General features: G+C 61.7%; 1 protein-coding gene and 1 pseudogene. Both read right to left on the bottom strand.

What is annotated here, in order from left to right; genetic code table 11:
• Window positions 1-152, bottom strand: a pseudogene (locus tag F6S12_RS32770) (glycosyltransferase family 1 protein); the annotation flags it as partial.
• Between the two features lie 45 nt (window positions 153-197).
• Window positions 198-541, bottom strand: a 344-nt coding sequence (cysZ, locus tag F6S12_RS32765) for a sulfate transporter CysZ (protein WP_315869994.1), incomplete at its 5' end; no start/stop codon positions are given.

Below are 541 nucleotides of genomic sequence, written 5' to 3'. Positions count from 1 at the left end.
CGCACCAGCTCAACCTGATGCCCACGGGCACGCAGGCCCTCGCAGAGGCGGCCAAGGGTATTGGCCACGCCATTGATTTCCGGTGGGAAGGTTTCAGTGATGAGGGTGATATGCAGAGCTGTCGTCATGGCCTCAGTGTCGGCTGAGGCCATGTCGCCATTGTGACCTTGCGATGATGGATTTATGACGCCCCGGCCTTATTTGGCCGGCAGGTTCTCCACCCCGCGTTCACGCACCCAGAACAGCGTGGCACCGGCCACGGCGGCCGGCATCATCAGGATATTGACCAGCGGGATCAGCAGCGCCAGGTAGACGATGCCGCCAAAGCCCAGGCTCTGCCAGCGCTTCTGGCGCAGCCAGGCGAGCATGTCCTGCCAGCTCATCTTGTGGTTGTCCGCCGGGTAGTCGATGTACTGGATAGCCATCATCCAGATACCGAACAGCAGCCACAGCGGCGCGGCAATCAGGTTGACCACCGGAATCAGCGAGAGGATGAACAGGCCGATGGCCCGGGGCAGGAAGTAGCCGAGCTTGCGCATTT

Source organism: Pseudomonas sp. JV245A (assembly GCF_032424515.1).
Lineage (GTDB): Bacteria > Pseudomonadota > Gammaproteobacteria > Pseudomonadales > Pseudomonadaceae > Aquipseudomonas > Aquipseudomonas protegens.
This window is presented reverse-complemented; position numbering and strand designations above follow the sequence as displayed.